General features: G+C 42.0%; 26 protein-coding genes. 2 read left to right on the top strand and 24 right to left on the bottom strand.

The genetic code is table 11. From position 1 onward, the window contains the following. Nucleotides 1-74 precede the first annotated feature (74 nt). The 3 genes from murB to budA form a co-directional block, all read right to left on the bottom strand. Nucleotides 75-980, bottom strand: coding sequence for a UDP-N-acetylmuramate dehydrogenase (gene murB / locus AT689_RS07105; protein WP_000116169.1), 906 nt, complete (start codon nucleotides 978-980; stop codon nucleotides 75-77). Nucleotides 981-1,091: 111 nt separating this feature from the next. Continuing rightward, a complete protein-coding gene (locus tag AT689_RS07100) occupies nucleotides 1,092-1,844 on the bottom strand; it encodes a YhfC family intramembrane metalloprotease (protein ID WP_000152232.1) in 753 nt (250 codons plus the stop codon). Nucleotides 1,845-1,853: 9 nt separating this feature from the next. Then, nucleotides 1,854-2,585, bottom strand: coding sequence for an acetolactate decarboxylase (budA, locus tag AT689_RS07095; protein WP_000360292.1), 732 nt, complete (start codon nucleotides 2,583-2,585; stop codon nucleotides 1,854-1,856). A 141-nt stretch (nucleotides 2,586-2,726) separates the two neighbouring features. Here budA and AT689_RS07090 point away from each other — a divergent pair, with 141 nt between their 5' ends. Beyond that, nucleotides 2,727-3,998 carry an aminotransferase-like domain-containing protein gene (locus AT689_RS07090; RefSeq protein ID WP_000744824.1) on the top strand — a complete coding sequence of 424 codons (1,272 nt, stop codon included), beginning with the start codon at nucleotides 2,727-2,729 and terminating at the stop codon, nucleotides 3,996-3,998. 19 nt (nucleotides 3,999-4,017) lie between these two features. On the opposite strand, the gene AT689_RS07085 is transcribed toward AT689_RS07090, so the two are convergent. The 21 genes from AT689_RS07085 to AT689_RS06985 form a co-directional block, all read right to left on the bottom strand. Further along, the gene (locus AT689_RS07085; RefSeq protein ID WP_000837354.1) at nucleotides 4,018-4,833 is read right to left on the bottom strand and encodes an ABC transporter substrate-binding protein; all 816 of its coding nucleotides are present in this window, start codon (nucleotides 4,831-4,833) and stop codon (nucleotides 4,018-4,020) included. A 156-nt stretch (nucleotides 4,834-4,989) separates the two neighbouring features. Then, nucleotides 4,990-5,643, bottom strand: a complete 654-nt coding sequence (gene phoU / locus AT689_RS07080) for a phosphate signaling complex protein PhoU (RefSeq protein ID WP_000946463.1) — start codon at nucleotides 5,641-5,643, stop codon at nucleotides 4,990-4,992. An 11-nt stretch (nucleotides 5,644-5,654) separates the two neighbouring features. Then, complete coding sequence (gene pstB / locus AT689_RS07075) at nucleotides 5,655-6,413, bottom strand: phosphate ABC transporter ATP-binding protein PstB (protein WP_000128639.1); 759 nt, start codon at nucleotides 6,411-6,413, stop codon at nucleotides 5,655-5,657. Nucleotides 6,414-6,425: 12 nt separating this feature from the next. Continuing rightward, a complete protein-coding gene (gene pstB, locus AT689_RS07070) occupies nucleotides 6,426-7,229 on the bottom strand; it encodes a phosphate ABC transporter ATP-binding protein PstB (protein ID WP_000109217.1) in 804 nt (267 codons plus the stop codon). Between the two features lie 10 nt (nucleotides 7,230-7,239). After that, the gene (pstA, locus tag AT689_RS07065; RefSeq protein ID WP_001201789.1) at nucleotides 7,240-8,124 is read right to left on the bottom strand and encodes a phosphate ABC transporter permease PstA; all 885 of its coding nucleotides are present in this window, start codon (nucleotides 8,122-8,124) and stop codon (nucleotides 7,240-7,242) included. After that, a complete protein-coding gene (pstC, locus tag AT689_RS07060) occupies nucleotides 8,114-9,031 on the bottom strand; it encodes a phosphate ABC transporter permease subunit PstC (protein ID WP_001070908.1) in 918 nt (305 codons plus the stop codon). Before pstC ends, pstA begins: the two co-directional genes overlap by 11 nt. Then, nucleotides 9,031-9,909 carry a phosphate ABC transporter substrate-binding protein PstS gene (gene pstS, locus AT689_RS07055; RefSeq protein ID WP_000746338.1) on the bottom strand — a complete coding sequence of 293 codons (879 nt, stop codon included), beginning with the start codon at nucleotides 9,907-9,909 and terminating at the stop codon, nucleotides 9,031-9,033. Before pstS ends, pstC begins: the two co-directional genes overlap by 1 nt. A gap of 573 nt (nucleotides 9,910-10,482) precedes the next feature. Further along, a complete protein-coding gene (locus tag AT689_RS07050; protein WP_000671535.1) occupies nucleotides 10,483-11,787 on the bottom strand; it encodes an RsmF rRNA methyltransferase first C-terminal domain-containing protein in 1,305 nt (434 codons plus the stop codon). Next, nucleotides 11,788-12,561, bottom strand: coding sequence for an inositol monophosphatase family protein (locus AT689_RS07045; RefSeq protein ID WP_000444040.1), 774 nt, complete (start codon nucleotides 12,559-12,561; stop codon nucleotides 11,788-11,790). After that, entirely contained in the window at nucleotides 12,551-12,829 is a 279-nt protein-coding gene (locus tag AT689_RS07040; RefSeq protein WP_001041974.1) for a UPF0223 family protein, read from the bottom strand. Before AT689_RS07040 ends, AT689_RS07045 begins: the two co-directional genes overlap by 11 nt. After that, nucleotides 12,829-13,230, bottom strand: a complete 402-nt coding sequence (locus tag AT689_RS07035) for a Spx/MgsR family RNA polymerase-binding regulatory protein (protein ID WP_000631260.1) — start codon at nucleotides 13,228-13,230, stop codon at nucleotides 12,829-12,831. Before AT689_RS07035 ends, AT689_RS07040 begins: the two co-directional genes overlap by 1 nt. A 209-nt stretch (nucleotides 13,231-13,439) precedes the next feature. Beyond that, nucleotides 13,440-14,057 carry a TIGR01906 family membrane protein gene (locus tag AT689_RS07030; RefSeq protein ID WP_000850483.1) on the bottom strand — a complete coding sequence of 206 codons (618 nt, stop codon included), beginning with the start codon at nucleotides 14,055-14,057 and terminating at the stop codon, nucleotides 13,440-13,442. Beyond that, on the bottom strand, nucleotides 14,047-14,820 hold the full coding sequence (locus AT689_RS07025; protein WP_000875461.1) for a TIGR01457 family HAD-type hydrolase: 774 nt from the start codon (nucleotides 14,818-14,820) through the stop codon (nucleotides 14,047-14,049). The genes AT689_RS07030 and AT689_RS07025 overlap by 11 nt, the downstream gene beginning before the upstream one ends. Before the next feature lie 10 nt (nucleotides 14,821-14,830). Continuing rightward, on the bottom strand, nucleotides 14,831-15,568 hold the full coding sequence (locus AT689_RS07020; protein ID WP_000524770.1) for an acyl-[acyl-carrier-protein] thioesterase: 738 nt from the start codon (nucleotides 15,566-15,568) through the stop codon (nucleotides 14,831-14,833). A 4-nt stretch (nucleotides 15,569-15,572) separates the two neighbouring features. Continuing rightward, entirely contained in the window at nucleotides 15,573-16,703 is a 1,131-nt protein-coding gene (gene hemW / locus AT689_RS07015) for a radical SAM family heme chaperone HemW (RefSeq protein ID WP_001170079.1), read from the bottom strand. Between the two features lie 83 nt (nucleotides 16,704-16,786). After that, the gene (locus AT689_RS07010; RefSeq protein WP_000517372.1) at nucleotides 16,787-17,176 is read right to left on the bottom strand and encodes a YtxH domain-containing protein; all 390 of its coding nucleotides are present in this window, start codon (nucleotides 17,174-17,176) and stop codon (nucleotides 16,787-16,789) included. A 15-nt stretch (nucleotides 17,177-17,191) separates the two neighbouring features. Beyond that, nucleotides 17,192-17,575 carry a DUF948 domain-containing protein gene (locus AT689_RS07005; RefSeq protein ID WP_000895040.1) on the bottom strand — a complete coding sequence of 128 codons (384 nt, stop codon included), beginning with the start codon at nucleotides 17,573-17,575 and terminating at the stop codon, nucleotides 17,192-17,194. After that, on the bottom strand, nucleotides 17,576-18,364 hold the full coding sequence (lgt, locus tag AT689_RS07000) for a prolipoprotein diacylglyceryl transferase (protein ID WP_000886663.1): 789 nt from the start codon (nucleotides 18,362-18,364) through the stop codon (nucleotides 17,576-17,578). It lies immediately after the preceding gene. Further along, on the bottom strand, nucleotides 18,357-19,292 hold the full coding sequence (gene hprK, locus AT689_RS06995) for an HPr(Ser) kinase/phosphatase (RefSeq protein WP_000115140.1): 936 nt from the start codon (nucleotides 19,290-19,292) through the stop codon (nucleotides 18,357-18,359). Before hprK ends, lgt begins: the two co-directional genes overlap by 8 nt. Before the next feature lie 129 nt (nucleotides 19,293-19,421). Then, nucleotides 19,422-19,598 carry a 30S ribosomal protein S21 gene (rpsU, locus tag AT689_RS06990; protein ID WP_000048055.1) on the bottom strand — a complete coding sequence of 59 codons (177 nt, stop codon included), beginning with the start codon at nucleotides 19,596-19,598 and terminating at the stop codon, nucleotides 19,422-19,424. Nucleotides 19,599-19,737: 139 nt separating this feature from the next. Continuing rightward, complete coding sequence (locus tag AT689_RS06985) at nucleotides 19,738-20,445, bottom strand: glucosamine-6-phosphate deaminase (RefSeq protein WP_000864625.1); 708 nt, start codon at nucleotides 20,443-20,445, stop codon at nucleotides 19,738-19,740. Nucleotides 20,446-20,595: 150 nt separating this feature from the next. On the opposite strand from AT689_RS06985, the gene queA reads away from it, so the two are divergent. Then, entirely contained in the window at nucleotides 20,596-21,624 is a 1,029-nt protein-coding gene (gene queA, locus AT689_RS06980; RefSeq protein WP_001090159.1) for a tRNA preQ1(34) S-adenosylmethionine ribosyltransferase-isomerase QueA, read from the top strand. Nucleotides 21,625-21,710: the final 86 nt, after the last annotated feature.

The following is a 21,710-nucleotide window of genomic DNA, read 5'->3' as shown; positions in this document are numbered from 1 at the left end:
TGCATACATCTTCGCTACCGATAGGCTTTCACCCCCTTTCCATGACATAGCAGCAGCTTTTCAAATACAGCTTCCTACTTGCTTTCACCCAAGATCCGGACTTCTCTTTCAAGCGTAATACCTGAGTGTTCCTTGACTTTTTCGATAACCGATTGGATCAAGTCCTCGTAGTCTTTGGCCGTTCCATCTGCGACATTGATCATAAATCCTGCATGCTTTTCTGACACTTCTACGCCACCGATACGATAGCCTTTCAAGCCAGCTTCTGAAATTAACTGACCTGCAAAATGCCCGACTGGACGCTTAAAGACCGAGCCACAAGATGGGTATTCCAAAGGTTGCTTGAGTTCACGTAGGTGCGTCAAGCGGTCCATTTCCTGCTTGATAACCTGATGGGTTCCTGGAGCTAGGGCAAATTTAACTGACAAGACAACTGCACCAGACTCCTGAATAGCTGAATGGCGGTAACCAAAAGCCAAGTCTTTAGCAGACAGGGTTTCGATTTCTCCATCCTTGGTCAAGACCTTACAAGACTGCAAGATGTGAGCAATCTCGCCACCATAGGCACCCGCATTCATAAAGACAGCACCGCCAACGCTTCCTGGAATACCACAAGCAAACTCAAAGCCAGTTAAACTATGACGGAGGGCAATGCGAGTTGTTTCAATCAAGTTAGCCCCAGCTTCTGCTTCAATGGTATAGCCATCAACAGAAACGTTATTGAGCTTGTCACACAAGATGACAAATCCACGAATCCCACCATCACGAACGATGATATTGCTTGCATTGCCAAGAACCATCCAAGGGATATTTTCTTGGTTGGCAAATTTCACAAGGCGCGCCAACTCAAAACGATTTCGTGGAAAGACCAAATAATCAGCCTCTCCACCTACTTTTGTATAACTATAGCTATGCAAGGGTTCCTTAAAACGGATATCAATTCCTTCTAAGATTTCAAGCATTTTTTCTCTTACAGACATGTCACTCTTCCTTTTACAAAATTCATTCCATTATACCATTTTTAGAGACATTTGACGACCATAAAAATACCTTGTTTGGATTTTGCATAAGAAAAAGAGGTTCCCCCCTTTTTATGATTTTTTACAAAAGATTTCCTTGGTTCCATAGGCAACCAGAACGAGATCCAGTGCTAGAATCACTTCAACCAAGACTGGATTTGTCAACCAGCCTACTTGGAAAAGAGATGGTGCCAGATCAAAGAAGGCATGCAAGCCATAGGCTGCTAGGAGATAAATCCATTTCTTCTGGCGAACAGCTTGGTAAACCCAAACTGTCAAAAGTAATTGGAAACCAAGCGCCAAGATTCGCTCAAAACCAAGCAAATAAATCTGCCAGACCGAAAGTGACTGAATGGTTTTTAACATATTTTCAGACAGTAATTGCATAACCTGTGGATTCTGAGTTTGAACTGCCGAAAGAACGATGTAAAGATTGAGTAAACTAATAAGGCCTAGAAAAATCAACTCCAAGCCACCATGCCCTAGGCCATAGGCCAAGGCATCTGCCTTTTCCAAACTTCTCTTTTTCTCCAACCATTTGAAGAAAACAAGACGAGCCGTTTCCTCAAAAAATGCTGCCATGGCTAGGCCATAGATAATATAGATAAGCGGATGATCTTGCAAGAGGGCAATACTACCGTCTTTTTGAGGATGCAAAATCAAGATATGCACCAGTTTTTCCAAAATCTGCGAAGAGACAAAGAAAGCGACTGCACCCAAGCCCAAGACAGCTAGATTAATCTGGTATTTCTTTTTGGTAAACCAAATGCTTCCTATCAGAAAAGCTAGCAACAGCAACATGGTAATAATGATATGAATGGTCATTTTCTTCTCCTATTCTGCCTTTTCAATATCTTTTTTCATCTCGTCAACATTGAACTTAGCAAACAAGTATTGACGGTCTTGGACTGGGAAACGTTGGTCCAACTGGTCAACTGCTCCCACCTCGATAATGCCTTCCTTGATGACAAAATCCATGACATGTCCACCGAAGGTCAAATCATCTGATATGAAGTGCAGATGGTAGCCTGCCACACTGACCCCATGGAAAATCTGAGGCGTCCAGAAACCAACAATAGTCCCCGCAACATTGTCACGACTATATTCCGGTTGATGGGTTGCGATATCAGCAAACTTGGTATCGGGTGTTGACTTAGGAATCATACGCACATGCATATGTGAAAATTCCCCCCGAATCTTGATAGAGCGGAAAAGATTTTCCCCATCATAATAAGACTCAATTCGTTCTTTCAATTCCTTGTCTGTCATCTCAAAGCGCTGGCGGAAAATGACCTCTGCCTGATGCGGTACCACTGCAGCGTAAGGAATAAGGGCATCTGGTGACACTTCCACAATTTCTGGCTGGTCTCCTGACTCTTTGGCCTGATAAGCCTTGCCATCCAAGACAATCAATTCCCCATCAATGGAATCCAAGGTTCCCAAACCAAGGTCACCATGTTCTAGCAATTCTCCTACTGTCATAGTACCACCATAAAGGCCAGCCATCAAGGCTCCAAGAGTATTGTATTGAAATAATTTCACTGGTTCCTGCACGTTCTTATCCATTCACTTTCTTGTCTGTTATTCTATAAATCTTACTCCTAAGTATACCACATTTGCCCCTAGATGTGAACGAGAGAAACGCTCTAGACATTGCCAAGAAGGAAAAAAAAGGGTACAATGTAACAAAATCAAGGGAGGTCTGGAATGAAGAAACAAAGCAAGTACAAAGAGGTCGTTTCCTATCTGAAAAATGGTATCGAGTCTGGACGATTTCCGACGGGTAGTCGCCTGCCTTCTATCCGTCAACTGAGCCTTGACTTTCACTGCAGCAAGGACACCATTCAACGAGCCCTGCTGGAATTACGGCACGAACAATACCTCTATGCCAAGCCTCAGAGTGGCTACTATGTATTAGAACAAGGGCAACATCAAGACCTAGAAATCGAGGTTACCGACGAACATGCCAGTGCCTATGACGATTTCCGACTCTGTGTCAATGAAACCTTGATTGGCCGAGAAAACTACCTCTTCAACTACTATGACAATCAAGAAGGATTAGAAGACCTAAGACAATCCATTCACAAACTCCTCTTTGACCAAGCTCTCTACTGCAAGGCTAACCAACTAGTACTGACTTCTGGAACCCAACAAGCCTTGTTTATCCTCTCTCAAATATCCTTTCCTAGCCAAGCCAAGGAAATCTTGGTGGAACAGCCAACCTACCATCGGATGAATCGCCTCTTGATTGCACAGGGGCTGGACTATCAAACGATTGAACGAGGCATTGATGGGATTGACTTGGAGGAGCTGGAAGGCCACTTCAAAACAGGAAAAATTAAGTTTTTCTACACCATTCCTCGATTTCACTATCCCCTAGGCCATTCCTATTCTGAGCAGGACAAACGAGCTATTCTTGACTTAGCAGCCAAATATAGTGTTTATATCGTCGAAGACGACTATCTGGGGGATTTGGACTCTAAAAAGGGCCAGACCTTCCACTATCTAGATACAGAGGAACGCGTCATTTATATCAAATCCTTCTCAACCAGCCTCTTTCCAGCCTTGCGGATAACAGCACTCATTCTTCCAAATACTATCAAAGAAGCCTTCGTGGCCTACAAAAATATCCTAGACTACGACAGCAACCTCATCATGCAAAAGGCCCTGTCACTCTATATTGACAGTCAATTGTTTGAAAAAAATCGTTTGGCTCGCTTGACCAATCATGAATCTTACCAAAAACAAATCGAGGAAAGGATAACTAAAACACCTTGTCCCCTTCCTCATTATCCCCTACACGATGGTTTATTGCTAGACCTGAGACAGTATCCTAAAATCGCCAGTCTCAAACACAGTCAACTGGGCTTGGACTTCTTTGAAGAGGCCTATTTAAGCACCTGTCCTTATCAATTTGCCAAGGTGTCCCTAGACAATCTGGAAAATGTTTTAAACTATTTAAAAGCAGAATTGGAATGACATCCAACTCTGCTTTTTCTTATTCTTCAACTTCAGTTAAACTTGCTGCTTTTTCAAGATAGCTTTGGTAAGTTCCTTCATCCTTAAGTTTTTGGATGACCTTGTCTACCACTTCTTTCAAATCATCACTATTTTTTCTAAGAGCAACGACATTGGCGTCGCCGTCCTTCATCTTCAAGCTGACAGTTGCGACAGCTAAGCCAGCGTTTTTAGCAGCATAACTAAGTGCAACAGGCTCATCCATATGAACAGCATCTATTTTTCCAGCCTGCAATTCATTGACTGCTTCACCCATATTAGTTAGGGAAGTTAATTGAGCTTTTGGCAATTGTTCCTTGACCATTGATTCTGGAACAGTCCCTTTTTGGGCTGCAATATTAGCACTTTCTAGGCTAGTTAAATCCTTGTATTTTTCCACATCAGCCTTACGAACCAAGAAACTAATCTTGTTTTCATAGTATGGGATTGAAAAATCAAAGACTTCTTTTCTCTCGTCAGTAGCACTAATTCCTGCAACTGCTAGGTCAGCCTTACCAGTTTGAAGACTGGTCAAAACATTGTCAAAACTCATGCTTAAGATTTCCAACTTAACCCCAAGTTCATCAGCGATAGCCTGAGCCATGTCGATGTCTGCACCGACTACCTGGTTCTTTCCATCAACCAATGATTGAAATTCAAAGGGTGCATAGTCAGGACTGGTTGCCACAACTAATTTCCCCTTTTGCTTAATGGCCTCAACAGCTGACTGAGAACCATTAGAACCTGACTGGCAAGCTACTAAGAAGAAACTTGCAAGAAAATTACATAAAACAAATATCCATTTTTTTGATTTCATAAATAAACAACCTTTCTGTTAATTTTGTATAATTATAACGATATCCAAGTTACTTGTCAAGTGTTTTTTAAATTTTTATCTCAAAAATATTTTTTCGTTCAAAAAAAGGAGCCATCAGTTGATTTCAAGCTCCTTTTTATACAGAATTAAACTATTTTATAGTTCGACAATCTTACCTGTTTCAAAGTAGACAACCCATTCACAGATATTTTTAGCATAGTCACCGATACGCTCCAAGTAGGAAATAACTTGGAAATAATCACGACCCGTAACAATGGCTTCTGGATTTTTCTTAATCTCTTCAGTCGCAAGGTCACGGATAGTTTCAAAATAGTGGTTAATTTGCTCATCCATGGAGGCCACCCGGTATGCGTCGTCAACAGAACCATTAAGATAAAGATCAAGTGCTGCTTCAACAACGCTTTTAACTTCACGTCCCATTTTTTTAATTTCTTCCTCTACAGCTGGGATGCGTTCTTCCCCCTTCATACGGATGGTTGCCTGGGCAATGGCTACAGCGTGATCCCCCATACGCTCCACATCTGATACAGCCTTAAGGACAGTCAAGACTGTACGCAAATCTTGAGAGACTGGTTGTTGGAGTGCGATCATTTCAAATGATTTCTTTTCCAGTTTCACTTCGTATTCATTTACTTCTGCATCATCTTCTATGACCTCTTTTGCCAGGTCACGGTCATGCGTGACAAAAGCACGTACCGTACGATTGATTTGTGAGAGCACTTCTTGTCCCATAGCGTAGAACTGGTTATGTAATTTCTCTAAATCTTCTTCAAATTGAGATCGTAACATCTTTCATCTCCTTATCCAAATTTTCCTGTAATATAGTCTTCCGTTTCCTTGTGTTGGGGATCAAGGAACATCTGCTTGGTATCATTAAATTCAATCAAATCTCCATCTAGGAAAAATCCTGTCTTATCAGAGATACGTGAAGCTTGCTGCATGGAACGGGTTACCAGAAGCATGGTGTACTTGTCTTTTAGACCATACAAGGTTTCCTCAATTTTACCAGCTGAAATCGGATCCAAAGCCGAAGTTGGCTCATCCAAGAGGATGATTTTAGGACTAGTTGCCAAGACACGGGCCACGCAGACACGCTGCTGTTGACCACCTGACAATCCAATAGCTGAATCATATAGACGATCCTTGACCTCATCCCAGATAGAGGCACCTTGCAAGGCTTTTTCTACGGCTTCATCCAGAACCTGCTTATCCTTAATTCCATTGATACGAAGCCCGTAGACAACATTCTCATAGATAGTCATAGGGAAAGGATTAGGTTGTTGGAAAACCATTCCGATTTCCTTACGTAATTCAACCGTATCTGTACGCGGACTGTAGATGTTGTGACCATTGTACACCACGGATCCAGTTGTGGTCACCTCTGGATTGAGATCTCCCATGCGGTTGAGAGACTTGAGGAGGGTTGACTTCCCTGATCCAGATGGACCAATCAAGGCTGTAATTTCCTTAGGTTGGAAAGATAGGGAAACACTATTCAAAGCCTTCTTTTTATTATAATAAACGGACAGGTCTGATACCTGTAAAATCGCATCTGTCATACGGTTTCCTTTCTAACCAAAGTGACCAGATACATAGTCATTGGTGGACTGTAGCTTGGCATTTTGGAAAATAGTTGCAGTCTTATCATACTCAATCAAATCACCCAAGTAAAAGAAGCCTGTATAGTCACTTGCACGAGCAGCCTGCTGCATATTATGCGTTACAATGATGATGGTAAAGTTTTTCTTGAGCTCAAACATGGTCTCTTCTAGTTGCATGGTCGCAATCGGATCCAAGGCTGAGGCTGGCTCATCCATTAAGAGGATATCTGGCTTAACAGAGATGGCACGAGCGATACAGAGACGTTGTTGCTGACCACCTGATAAGGTCAAGGCTGACTTGTGGAGATCGTCTTTAACCTGATCCCAGAGGGCAGCCTGACGAAGGGAGGTTTCTACGATTTCATCTAGGACTTGCTTATCCTTAACTCCAGCACGTTCATGCGCAAAGGTAATATTACGGTAAATTGACTTAGCAAATGGATTGGGGCGTTGAAAAACCATTCCAATGTGTTTACGCATTTCATAAACGTTGATTTCTGGACGGTTGACATCAATTCCACGATAGAGAATCTGCCCAGTTACTTTAGCAATATCAATAGTATCATTCATGCGATTGAGACTGCGTAAGTAGGTAGATTTCCCCGACCCCGACGGACCAATCAAAGCTGTAATTTTATTTCTTTCAAATTGCATATCAATCCCCTTAATGGATTCATTTTTACCATAGTAAACATGGACATCCTTAGTAGAAAGGGCTACTTTTTCTTCAGGAAAGGTAAGGATATGCTTCTCATCCCAGTTATATGTTGACATGGCTTCTCCTTTAGGCAGCGGTTAATTTCTTGTGTAGATAGCTTCCGAACTTACGAGCTCCAAAGTTAAAAATCAGGATAAAGATCAGGAGCACAGCGGCAGAACCTGCTGATACAATGGTTCCATCTGGAATAGTGCCTTCACTATTGACTTTCCAGATATGGACAGCCAAGGTTTCTGCTTGACGGAAGATAGAGATGGGGCTAGTCACACTGAGGATATTCCAGTTAGACCAGTCAAGAGCTGGCGCCGATTGCCCTGCTGTATAGATCAGAGCTGCAGCTTCGCCAAAGATACGACCAGATGCCAAGACGACACCCGTTACAATACCTGGAAGCGCTTCTGGAATAACAACATGAACCACTGTCTCCCAGCGAGAAATCCCAAGAGCCAGACCAGCCTCACGTTGGGTATGGTGAACGTGTTTCAAACTATCCTCTACATTACGCGTCATCTGAGGCAAATTAAAGACTGTCAAGGCCAAGGCACCTGAAATGATTGAAAATCCATACTCAAACTGGACTACAAAGATCAAGTAACCAAAGAGACCCACCACCACTGATGGTAAAGAGGACAAGATTTCAATACAAGTCCGCACAAAGTTGGTAACAGGACCTTTTTTAGCATATTCAGCCAAGTAAATCCCAGCTCCCATAGAAAGAGGTACAGAAATAATCAAGGTAATGACCAATAGGAAAAAGGAATTGTAAAGCTGAATGCCAATCCCACCACCTGCTTGAAAAGCAGAAGACCTTCCAGTCAAGAAAGACCAAGAGATATGGGGCAAGCCCCGAACCAAGATATAGAGAATCAAGGAAGCCAAGATTGTCACAATGATGCTAGCAATCGTATAGAGGACAGCTGTTGCAAGTTTATCTAATTTCTTAGCGCGCATAATTTTTCTTTCCTCTTTCTTTCGTAATCAATTTAATCACACTGTTAAAAACTAAACTCATCAAGAGCAGTACCAAGGCCAGTGACCAGAGAACATTATTATTTACAGTTCCCATGACAGTGTTCCCAATTCCCATAGTTAATATAGAAGTTAAAGTTGCAGCTGGTGTGGTCAAGGAAGTTGGGATAACAGCTGAGTTTCCGACAACCATCTGGATAGCTAAAGCCTCACCAAAGGCACGCGCCATCCCAAAGACCACTGCAGTGAAAATACCAGAACGGGCCGCCTTCAAGATCACACGCCAGATAGTCTGCCAGCGAGTGGCTCCCATAGCGAAACTTGCCTCACGATAATAACGAGGAACCGCACGCAAGCTATCCGTTGTCATAAAGGTTACGGTCGGCAAAATCATGACAAAGAGGACGGAAATCCCTGACAAAATCCCAAAACCAGTCCCACCAAAGACACTGCGAACAAAGGGAACGACGACTTGCAAGCCAATAAATCCGTACACTACTGAAGGAATCCCAACCAGGAGTTCAATAGCTGGTTGCAAAATCTTCGCCCCTTTTGGTGATACTTCGGTCATAAAAACTGCTGCACCAATAGCAAAGGGTGTTGCGATAAGGGCTGAGAGAATGGTAACGATAAAGGAACCCAAAATCATAGGAAGGGCACCAAATTCTTTACTAGAAGGATTCCAAGTTCCTCCCAAAAGAAAGTCAAAGATATTCACACCATTGACAAAGAAGGTCGACAAGCCTTTTTGCGCTACGAAAACCAAAATCATGGCCACAAGGATGACTATCAAAGAAAGACAGGCAAAGGTCAAACCTTTTCCTAATTTCTCCAGACGAGAATTCTTTGATGGAAGCAACATTTTCTTAGCTAATTCTTCTTGATTCATTATTGTCTCCCTTCCAACACTGTCACAGTTCCGGCAGCATCTTTTTCAACCTTCATTTCCTTAATCGGAATATACTTCAATCCTTTGACAATCCCTTCTTGGGTCTCATCCGAGAGAACAAAATTGAGAAATTCTGCAGCTAACTCATTGGGCTGCCCCAATGTATACATATGCTCATAAGACCACAAGGGCCAATTATTGCTACTTATATTTTCTGGACTTAAGTCATAGCCATTCAACTTCATGCTTTTGACCGAATCATCTATATAGGTAAGAGATAAATAAGAGATAGCTCCTGGACTTTTTGATACGATTGATTTTACCGCTCCATTTGAATCCTGCTCCTGACTTTGCATGGCAGACTGACCTTCCATAATGACAGTATCAAAGGTAGCACGAGAGCCAGAGCCGGCTGCCCGATTGATAACAGAGATGGGTAAGTCCTTACCACCAACCTCTTTCCAATTGGTTACCTCACCTATGAAGATTTGACGAAGTTGCTCTGTCGTTAGATTATCAACATCAACCTCCTTATTGACAATCAGAGCCAAGCCAGCTACCGCGACCTTGTGGTCAACAAGAGCAGAAGCATCAATTCCGTCTTTTTCCTCAGCAAATACATCTGAGTTTCCTATATCAACTGCCCCAGACTGAACCTGGGACAAGCCTGTACCAGAACCTCCCCCTTGGACATTGACCGTTTTTCCAACATGGATCGTGCCAAATTCATCTGCCGCTACTTCAACCAAGGGTTGCAAGGCAGTTGAGCCAACAGCCGTTATGGATTCTCCACGATCAATCCAGCTAGCACAGCCTACTAAACAAGCCGTCAGCCAAAAAGCGATAAGAGACAGAGCAAGCTTTTTTCTTTTTTTCACTGTTTTTCTCCTCGAAAATAATTATGAATACTGTGAATTTTTTAAGTAGTTCTTTATGAGTTGACGCATGAATTCTTACCAAATTTCTGCGCAATTGATTATTTATATAATATAGGCTATATTACTCTTTCCTAACCTCCTTTTTTCATATGTGGATAAAATCTCTTGTCTATCCCTTCCCCCATTGTCACCCATTATAGTCATTTCGTGTCTCTTTTTCCCCTTTTTAATGCAAGGGAAATTACTCTCCTTAGATGATAATCTAAAAGCTAGAAAGGTATCTCAAATCTCTCTACTCTCCCAGACTAGTTTACAACTAAAAGGAAAAGATTCTATTTTATGAGAAATCTAGTTTACAAGCGGTAAGAACGCTAATAACTAAACTTCTTGTACTCTTTGAAAATCTCTTCAAAGCAGTGTTTTGAGCTATCTATGGCTAGCTTCCTAGTTTGCTCTTTGATTTTCATCGAGTAGTAAAACTACATGTGATGGCAATCAAGATATCAAGAATCATCCTACTAAAAAAATCCATACTTTCACTATAACATAGAATAAGATATTTGACTAGCATTTTCATTTGAATCTGAGGCCTTTTGGAAAATAATTTTTCAAAACATTTCCAGTAACCTTTGCAAAGCCCAAGCCATTGCCTTTAACCAAAACTTGGTACCAACCATTTGGCAGACTTTCTGCCAGCTGAACGGTTTCTCCAGCCGCATACTTGACAAACTCTTCTTGGCCAATTTCAACCGACTGTTCGACCTGACTCGGTTTCAAGGCTAAACCAAGAGCGAAACTGGGCTCAAAGCGTTTCTTCTTAAAAGTACCCAGATGCAGTCCATTGCGAGCAATCTTGAGCTTCCCTAAATCTGGCAAAAGTTCTGGCAAGAGATAAAGCTGGTCTCCAAAAATCTGCAAGATACCCGGTAGATTGACCTTCAAATGGTTTTGGGCAAATTCCTGCCACAAGGCAACTTGTTCACGGCTGAGGTTACTCTTACTTGCCTTAAATTTAGGAGCTGGATTGTTACCCTTAAACTGTAGATGGGCAACAAACTGACCCTCTCCCTTAAACTGATGAGGGTACATCCGAGCCGTTTCTGGCAGGTCAATACCAGCTACCATTCCATTGATATGCTCTACTGGCAACAAGTCAAAATCATACTCTTCCAGCAACCAATTGACAATCTCTTCGTTTTCCTCGGGTGCCCAGGTACAGGTCGAATAAACCAGACGACCACCTTCAGCTAACATGGTCACTGCATCCTCCAGAATTTCTCTTTGCAAGCTAGCACATTGACTCGGATAATCTAAGCTCCAATAGTCCATAGCATCAGGTTGCTTACGAAACATTCCTTCACCAGAGCAAGGGGCATCAAGAACGATTAAGTCAAAATAGCCTTTAAAGACCTTGACCAAGCGGTCGGCAGATTCATTGGTCACCACGACATTTGTCGCTCCAAAACGCTCCATGTTTTCAACCAAAATCTTAGCCCGTTTGCTTGAAATTTCATTGGAAACAAGTAGCCCCTCCCCTGCTAGATAGGCTGCCAGTTGAGTTGATTTGCCCCCCGGTGCAGCAGCCAAGTCCAAGACCTTCATACCAGGACTGGGTTGGGCTACTTGAGCCACCATTTGAGCAGCAGGTTCTTGCGAATAAACTAAACCTGTAGCATGCTCAGGCGATTTCCCTGAAACCTTCCCATAGTGGCCCCAAGGGGTTTGAGTAATGGCATCAGAAAAGGAAAGTTGCTCTTCTTTTAAGGGATTGACCCGAAAGGCCGAAACCGCTTCCTCCTCAAAAGAGGCAAGAAAATCTCTTGCCTCATCTCCTAGTATTTCTTTATATTTTTCAACAAATCCTTCTGGAAATTTCATTTAAGTTCTTTTCCTTTCGTAAATATAGGACTGAATTTCCTCCTGCATCTCAAGAGGCACCATCATGACCGGCTGTCTGGTTTGAAAATCAGGAGCTTCACCAAAAAGGGTCACAACCCGATAGCCCAGACTTTCCCCTAAAATACTAGCTGCGGCATAATCCCATGGTTGCAGATAGGTGAGATAGGTCAACAAACGCCCTGACAAAATCTTGGCAAAACTAATGGCCGCACTTCCATAGACACGAACACCAAGAACCGCTCGGCTCAAATCAGCCAGCCCCCATTCATTGGTTTCCAGCATACCACTATTCCCTGCAATGAGAAAATCTCCAAGTGGTTTAGTTTTAAAAGAAGCTAGGGGCCTATCATTTAGACAAACTGGAAATTCCCCACCACCGTGGTAACAATCCCCTTTGACCACATCATAAATCAGACCAAACTGTCCCTGACCATTTTCAAAATAAGCCATCATAACAGCAAAATCTTCCTGCTGGGCTACAAAATTATTGGTACCATCAATGGGATCAATGACCCAAACCTTGCCCTCTTGAACCGAGGCTCGCAGACAACCTTCTTCAGCACAAATCTTATCCTCAGGATAACGGGACAAAATCTCACCAACCAAGAGTTCCTGAACTTCTTTGTCCAGTCTGGTCACCAAATCTGTTGGAGAGGACTTGGTTTCAACACGCAAGTCTTCCTGCATATGGTCAAGAATGTACTGACCTGCTTTCTTAACAAGCTCTTTAGCAAATTCAAATTTACTTTCCAAGAGAAATCTTTCCTTCCCCTTTTTCTTTGGCAGCCTGAACTGCTCGGTAAAGTGAATAGCCACTAACCGTTTCAAATTCTCGTCCCAAACGTTTCTCTTCGCTCTTGCTTGGCACGACCGCTTTGAATCCCTTATAGGAGTCCAGTAACTTTTTAGCCTCTACTTTGCCTTCATAGGCAGCTTCAACATCATTAAAAAAAGAAAGCACTGAAGCAAGTTCTTCAGTGCTCCACGACAAATCTAGTGGGTAACTATACTGTTTGTTCATTAACTAATACCAGCTCTCATTCTTGCTTCTTTTAGTTCTTGCTTACGATAACTACGAGGGAGAAAAGCACGAATCTCATCTTCATTAAAACCGATTTGCATACGCTTGGCATCAATAATAATTGGACGACGCAAAAGACTAGGATACTGCTCAATCAAATGAAGCAATTCCGATACCGAAATACTCTCTACATCAATATTCAATTTTTGAAAAATTTTTGAACGAGTTGAAATGATGTCATCAGTACCATTTTCGGTCAAGGAAAGGATTTGTTGCAATTCTTTTCTTGTTAAAGGACTGGTCATAATATTGTGTTCCACAAAGGGAACCTTATGTTTTTCTAACCAGGCCTTAGCCTTACGACATGATGTACAGCTCGGTGATAGAAATAGTGTAATCATGCTTTTCTCTTCTTATCTATACTTTGCTACTTCTATTATACAAAAAAATAAGGCGCTTGACTAGGGATTTTTAGAAAAAAAAGCCTATTTTTCAAGAAAAATAGGCTGTTTGCGAACGATTGACACAATTGGATTTGGTTAATTCACTCTTAACGATGGTTTTAAACGATATATATTTTTATATATGCAAATTAAAAACATCTTTCATTTCATTTCCTACGACTTTTCAGACACAGATAGCCAAAGAAGCTTTCATAGAGGGCAAAAAAGAGGAGGAAGGCATGAAGAAAGAAGGTCTCTGGCAAAATCATAATAACAGGATCCTTGGCTGGATCAAAAAGCCAGGTATCATCTCCCACAAAGAGAATTTGATGGAAAAGAGTAAAGAATTGGTCAAAACCAATCAAAACTCCCCCAAGTCCAATCATCACAGGTAAGACTACTAGAGTCAGGAGACTTTTTCGATAAAGAGACAAAAAGTCCTTTTTCACAATTCTATTGACAAAGACATAGAAACTTGGCAGTGTCACTAGAGCTACTAGCTGAACCAAATGAAAGAGATTCTTGACCACTGCGAAATGGTGCAGACCAGCTGCTGACGAACGAAAATCAGGCATCTGTAAGACCTGACTAAAAGGATTGGTCAGATAATTCATCAAGATATGAAAATTGTATTGAATGGTTTCTGGTTTTAGATAGACTCGATTCGTTAAGTTTAGCCACTGAATCTCCATAGGATAGAAAATCCAAGCCAGATAAATGGTCAGAAGGATTGAGAGGGAGAGGAGAAAGAGCATAGAGCCCCAAAAGATCAATTTAGTTTTCATCAAAATCCCACTCCGCAAGGCTAGAAACCACATGTGTCGGTGCGATTGGCAGGCCAGCTACTTCTTCTGCCTTAGTAAAACCTGTCGTCACCAAGAGCGTTGGAATGCCATTGTCAATCCCAGCCCGGATATCAGTCAAATAATTGTCCCCAACCATAATTAACTCTTCACGTTCCAAACCTAAGTGCTCAACCGCCTTGTCCATAATGATGGCATTGGGTTTTCCGATATAAACCGGCTTCACTCGTGTCGCTACTTCAAGCAGCGTAATCAGGGAGCCAGCACCTGGCAAAAGACCACGTTCCGTCGGGATGTTGAGGTCAGGATTGGTTCCGATAAAATGGGCACCCTTTTGAATAGCAAGAGTTGCTGTGGCAAATTTTTCATAGTCGACTTGCCAATCCAGACCAACTACCACGTAGGCAGGGTTTTCCTTGTCTTCCACATAACCAGCCGCCTTGATGGCTTCCTTGAGTCCTGCTTCTCCGACGACATAGACGGTCTTTTCAAGCCCCAAATCATTCATATAGTCGATGGTTGCCAAAGTCGCTGTGTAGACAGTCGATAGGGGCGTATCGATATTAAAATTCTGAGCCAACATCTCCTTAACACTCTCTGGAGTGCGAGTTGTATTGTTGGTTACAAAGAGATAGGGAATGTCCCGCTTTTGCAATTCATGAACAAAAGTCTCTCCAGCAGGGATTCGGTCTTTCCCCTTATAAATGGTTCCGTCTAAATCAATTAAATAGCCTTTATATTTCATCTATTTCTCCCTAAGCCTTTTTTATTTCTTTCCAAGTAATGATTGCTTGGGCATTGATAACCCCATCACTTGTAATTTCATGCTTGCTTTCCAGTCCAGTCCGTTCAACAGCCGATGTAATCACCCCACCTGGTCGAACTTCCTTGACATACTTGAGGTTGATTTTCTTGGGAATATAGTGGGTCAAAAAATCCGCTCCCATGACCTCAAAAATCCAGTCCAAGTATTTACTGTTATTGACATGACCATTCATATCCAAGTCGTAAAAACGAACATGGTAATCCTTGCTGATCGGCTCTTCCAAGGACTCATACTTCGGTCCACGGATAAGTTTTTTATCAAAATCAGACTGGTAAGGAGCCACAATCTCAGGTTCAACAGCATGGACTTTTCGACTGTCGCGGTCCATGAGAACAAAGGTCGCCATCATATGGATGAGCTCCTGCCCCGCTTCATTATAAATAGTAAAGCGACGGTAGCAAAAAAGTCGATTGTAGCTCAAGGCTTCCGTTTCGATGGTAATTTCTTCCGCAAAACGAGGCAAACGAACCACCTCAATATCATATTCTGCGATAATCCAGACCAGATTATAGTCTTCCAAAATGGCCTTATCACTAACTCCCAGTTCAATCGACTGCATCCCTGAAACTTGCAGTGACAGCAAAATCACATCTGGAAGTTTGATATGACCGTTCATATCAGCCATATCAAAAGGAATTTTCATTTTCATTTGATAAGTTAAGCCCATGATCCTACTCCAAAATAAATCGTTCTGCTACAGTATCTCCCAAAAAGAGACCTCTCTTTGTCATGCGAACGTGGTCACCCTCAATCTGCATGAGGCCTTGTTGAACCAAATCTCTGACAATTTCTCCATAAAGTCCAGCAAAAGACTGTCCAAATTTTTCCTCAAATCGCGCCATGGAAACCCCGGATTTCTTGCGGAGTCCCAAGAACATTTCTTCTTCCATTTGCTCCTTTTGACTCAGGTGATCTTCTGTAATACAAGCATTGCCTTCCTCAACCGCACTGAGATAATGACGAATGGGACCATGATTTTTATAACGTACTCCATTGACATAACCAGATGCCCCTGCACCAATACCATAGTATTCAGCATTGTCCCAGTACATGAGATTGTGACGACTTTCAAAGCCGGGTTTGGAGAAATTAGAAATCTCATAATGCTCAAAACCTGCTCGCTCCAGCTCTGCAATGATGTACTCAAACATCTCCGCTTCTAGTTCCTCCTTAGGCAGAGGCAATTTCCCACGTCGCATCCGGTTCATAAAGACCGTATGGTTTTCTAAAATCAAACTATACAAACTCATGTGGGGAATATCCAGTCCAATGGCTTTAGCCACATTTTCCTTTACTTGCTCCATGGTCTGACCAGGCAGAGCATAAATCAAATCAATGGAGATATTGTCAAAACCAGCCAGTTTCAGGCGATCGATATTTTCATAAATATCCTTCTCCAAATGACTGCGCCCAATTTTTTTCAACATCTTATCATCAAAGGTCTGAACACCTAGCGAAACACGATTGACAGCCGAATTTTTCAAAACAGCTATCTTATCCGCATCCAAATCGCCTGGATTGGCTTCAATGGTCAACTCTTCCAAGACAGACAAGTTCAAGTTTTTAGTCAAGCCATTCAGTAACACCTCCAGTTGCGGAGCCGACAGGGCTGTCGGTGTTCCACCACCGATATAAAGGGTTGACAACTTTTCAATATCATAAGAACGAAACTCTTCCAGCAGATGCTCTAAATAGCTGTCGACTGGCTGATTTTTGATGAAGACCTTTGAAAAATCACAATAATAACAAATCTGGGTACAAAATGGGATGTGCACATAGGCTGACGTTGGTTTTTTCTGCATAGTAATTATTATACCACAAAGACTAGATTCCAGATAAAAATCACCATCCCCAGATACATAGTCCGTCCGGAGATGGTGATGGTTTATTCTTCTGTTATATCAATCACAATCTCTTCTGAGTCATCAAGAGCTTCGGCTTTTTCTTGCCATTGCTCCTTGAGATTATTTAATTGATTTTTTGATGCTTCTGTCGCTTGAAAAGCATAGGATTTAGCTTGAGCAAGTATACTGTCCACAGTGATTTCACCTGACTCAACCTGTTCTTTTGTTTTCAGAACAAAATCTGTAGCCTGCTCCTTAACTTCTGTCAGTTTTTCACAGACTTGCTCCTTGGCATACTCCGGATCTTCTCTCAAATCATCTAGAAAATCTTGAGCCTGACTGCAAACTTGTTTGCCCTTATCACTTGTTAAAAACAAGGCAAGAGCTGCACCTGAAACCGTTCCTAAAAGGATTGAGGATAATTTACCCATAAGGATTCTCCTTTTTTATTTTTTGAAAAATTTACTTGCAAGACGAAGAGCTGACAGACTTGCACCAGTCTTGAGTGTTTTTGAACCAGCTGATGAAGCTTTCTTGCTCAAGACACGCGCATGGTCATTGAGGTCTGAAACAGATAGAGATAAATCTGCAACAGCACTGAAGAGTGGATCAATCGTAGCCACCTTGACATTGATATCATCTGCCAAGACATTGACCTTAGCCAACAACTCATTGGTATGATGCAAGGTCACATCCACATCTGAAGTCAAGGTTTTAATCGTCTTTTCTGTTTCATCGATGACACGACCAAGCTTTTGTACAGTAATGATCAGATAGACCAAAAAGACAATCAAAGCTAGGGCAACAAGAATATATGCAACTTCTAACATTTAGTTTTCCTCCTCTGTAATATAGTAAGGGGCCTTCTTTCGATTTTGATAAATAACGATCATTATACCGAGACCGATAAGGACAACTGACAGCCATTGGGACACTCGAAGGCCGAAGAACATGAGACTATCTGTTCGCATACCTTCGATGACCATACGACCGAAACCATACCAAATCAAGTAAAAGGCCGTGATATGACCTCGTCTGAGACTCTTCCATTTCCGTCTAAAAATCAGAATCAAGGCAAAGCCAAGCAGATTCCATAGAGACTCATAAAGGAAAGTCGGTTGACGGTAGCTCCCCTCAATATACATCTGGTCACGGATAAAGCCAGGTAGATAATCAAGATTATCCACTGTTGCACCATAAGCTTCTTGGTTAAAGAAATTACCCCAACGCCCCAAACTTTGAGCAATCATAACGCTAGGCGCCGCAATATCTAGAAAATCCCAAGTATTGATGAGTTTACGGTCAGCAAAGATATAGAGCACAAGAGCCCCAGTTATCAAACCACCGTAAATGGCCAAACCACCATTCCAAATGGCAAAAATCTCTCCTAAATTCTGACTATAGTAATCAAATCGGAAAATAACATAGTAGAGACGAGCTCCTAAAATAGCCAAGGGAAAGGCTACTAAGATAAAATCTAAAATATCGTCTGGTATGATCTTCTTTCTAGGTGCTTCTTTCATGGTCAAATAAACCGCAAGAATCAAGCCTGTCACAATACATAAGGCATACCAACGAATGGCTAGGGGTCCTAGTTGAATAGCAATTGGATCAAGCATTTTGCACCTCATTTCGAGCGATTAGACTTGTCAGTCGTTCGTCGAACAAACGGGTCGCATCAAAGCCCATTTCCTTGGCACGATAATTCATGGCAGCTGCCTCAATCACAACAGAGATATTACGACCTGTTTTAACTGGAATACGAATACGAGGAATGGCTACGCCAGAAACTTCAAGTTCCTCTGCATTGTTTCCAAGACGATCAAAGGTCTTATGTGTATCGTAATTTTCCAAATAGACAGCAAGCTGAACCTGTGAAGAATCCTTGACAGCACTCGCACCGTAGAGACTCATAACATCGATAATACCAACCCCACGAATTTCAATCAAGTGTTTCAAAATTTCAGCTGGTTCACCCCAGAGAGTAATCTCATCCTTGGCAAAGATATCGACACGGTCATCGGCTACCAAACGGTGACCACGTTTGACAAGCTCAAGACCTGTCTCGCTCTTACCAATTCCACTATCTCCCTGAATCAAGACGCCCATCCCATAAATATCCATCAAGACACCGTGCACACTGGTACGTTCTGCCAAACGAGAATCCAGATAGCTAGATAACTCTCCAGATAAACGACTGGTAGCTGCACGGCTGGTTAAAATAGCAATCTTACATTCTCTAGCAGCCTTTAACATCTCCTCTGGAACCACCAAACCACGGGCAACAATGACTGCTGGTGTCTCAGGTAGAAACATTTTTTTCAAAACTTCATAACGGCTGTTGGAAGGCATGCTGATCAGATAAGACCACTCCTTCATCCCCAAAAGTTGAATCCGCTCTGGTGTATAGTAGTCAAAATAGCCTGTCATTTCAAGACCAGGTCGCGTAATATCCGCTATATTGATTTCCTTTTCAAGCAATTCTGGTTCACCATAGACAATGTCTAGTCTAAGCTTTTCAATCACTTCTTTTACTAAAACCGACATCATTTCCTCCTTCAAATGAGTTCTTCTCTCTATTATATCAAATTGTAGGAGGAAGTTTCAGATTTTTGCAGGCTTTGGAGTATTTATTTAAAAGAAAAAGGACTAGATTTCTCTAGCCTTTCATTCCAATTAGAATTTTTTACGTTTACGAGCTACTTCTGATTTACGTTTACGTTTTACAGAAGGTTTTTCATAGAATTCACGTTTGCGTGTTTCTTGAAGAGTACCAGCTTTAGTAACCGCACGTTTGAAACGGCGAAGTGCGTCGTCAAGAGATTCATTCTTACGTACTACTGTTTTAGACATTTTTTTCACTCCCTTCAAGTTCAATATCTATTTCATTCTACACGTAAAAGGAATAATTGTCAAGCAAAAATGCGGTTTAATTTTGATTTTTTCTTCCATTTATACAAGAGTTGAAAGCGTTCAATAGAACATTGCTTTTTTATTTTTCGAGTAAGCTAAGCGCTTCAGCATCTGCGATGATGGTTACATCAGGGTGATTTTGGAGGCTACTTGCAGGTAGGTTCTCAGTCACTGGGCCAGATACTGTTCCGGCAATGGCTTCTGCTTTCGACTCACCGTAAGCAAAAAGAATAATAGACTTGGCATCCAAAATGTTTTTAATCCCCATTGAAATAGCTTGGGTTGGGACGTCTTCAATCTTGGCAAAGAAGCGTGCATTGGCTTCAATAGTAGACTGGTCAAGTTCTACTAGATGCGTTTGACTGTCAAATGGAGTACCAGGCTCATTAAAGCCGATATGCCCATTGCGACCAATTCCCAAGATTTGGAGGTCAACTGGATGGTCAGCCAAAATTTGGTTGTAGCGTTCAACTTCAGCTTCAGCATTGTCCTTAACACCACGAGGCAAGAAACTTTCTTTAAATGGTTTTTGGTTGAACAAGTTTTCTTGCATGAAGTAACGATAAGACTGTGGATTGTCCCCATCAAGGCCCACATACTCATCAAGGTTGACACTGGTTAGATTTGAAAAATCAAGGTTACTCTCAACAATTTCCTTGTAAAATTCAAGTGGGCTACTTCCTGTCGCAAGTCCTAGAGTTTGAGCTCCATTAGCCAATTTTTCCTTCAACATCTCAAAAGCAACTTTTCCACCTTGAACTTGGTTTTCAACTTTAATAACTTTCATCTTTTCATCCTCCATTTCTGTCTATATTTATTATATGGTATAGACCAATTTTTGTCAAGTGAAAACGATTTAATTTCTAAAAAAAGAGCGTCCAAACTTGAAACGTGTTATAATGGATAGGATTAGAACTTAGAAAGAATGAACAGATATATGAATACAGCTGATTTTGATTTCCACTTGCCAGAGGAATTGATTGCCCAAACGCCCCTTGAAAAACGTGATGCCTCCAAACTCCTCATCGTCAACCGTGAGACAGGAGAAATGCAAGATAAACACTTCCACTCTATTATTGATATGCTGGAACCTGGTGATGCCCTTGTCATGAACGACACCCGAGTTCTCCCTGCCCGCCTCTATGGTCAAAAAGTGGAGACAGGAAGTCATGTGGAACTTCTCCTCCTTAAGAACACTAGTGGAGACGAGTGGGAAGTTCTGGCTAAACCTGCCAAACGCCTCAAGGTCGGTACTCGTATCAGCTTTGGTGATGGCCACCTCAGCGCTGTCGTTACAGAAGAATTGACCCACGGGGGACGCATTGTCCGCTTTGAATACCAAGGAATTTTCCTAGAAGTCTTGGAAAGTCTGGGAGAAATGCCTCTGCCACCTTATATCCACGAAAAATTAGATGACCGTGAACGTTATCAAACCGTCTACGCCAAGGAAAGCGGCTCTGCTGCAGCACCGACTGCTGGTCTTCACTTCACCAAAGAACTGCTGGCAGAAATCCAAGCTAAGGGTGTTCATCTAGTCTATCTGACTCTCCATGTCGGACTCGGAACCTTTAGACCTGTTTCTGTGGATAATCTGGACGAACACGAAATGCATTCAGAGTTCTATCAACTTTCTGAGGAAGCTGCTGCCACCCTTCGCTCTGTCAAAGAAAATGGTGGTCGTGTCATCGCTGTCGGAACCACTTCTATCCGCACCTTGGAAACTATTGGTTCCAAGTTTGATGGGCAAATCCAAGCAGATTCTGGTTGGACCAATATCTTTATCAAACCTGGGTATGAGTGGAAGGTCGTGGATGCCTTCTCAACCAACTTCCACCTGCCAAAATCAACTCTGGTCATGTTGGTTTCTGCCTTTGCAGGCCGTGAATTAGTCTTAGATGCCTACCACCATGCCATCCAAGAACACTACCGCTTCTTCAGTTTTGGTGACGCCATGTTTATTTATTGAGAAAGAATTTGTCTAAATCTTCGAAATTAAAATGCTTCCCCCTAGCTTCGAAAATATTGCCATAGATTGCGTTGACTCTCCAAATT

Source organism: Streptococcus pneumoniae (assembly GCF_001457635.1).
GTDB lineage: Bacteria > Bacillota > Bacilli > Lactobacillales > Streptococcaceae > Streptococcus > Streptococcus pneumoniae.
Note: the sequence above shows the minus strand (reverse complement) of the source record. Positions and strands in the feature narration are given on the sequence as shown.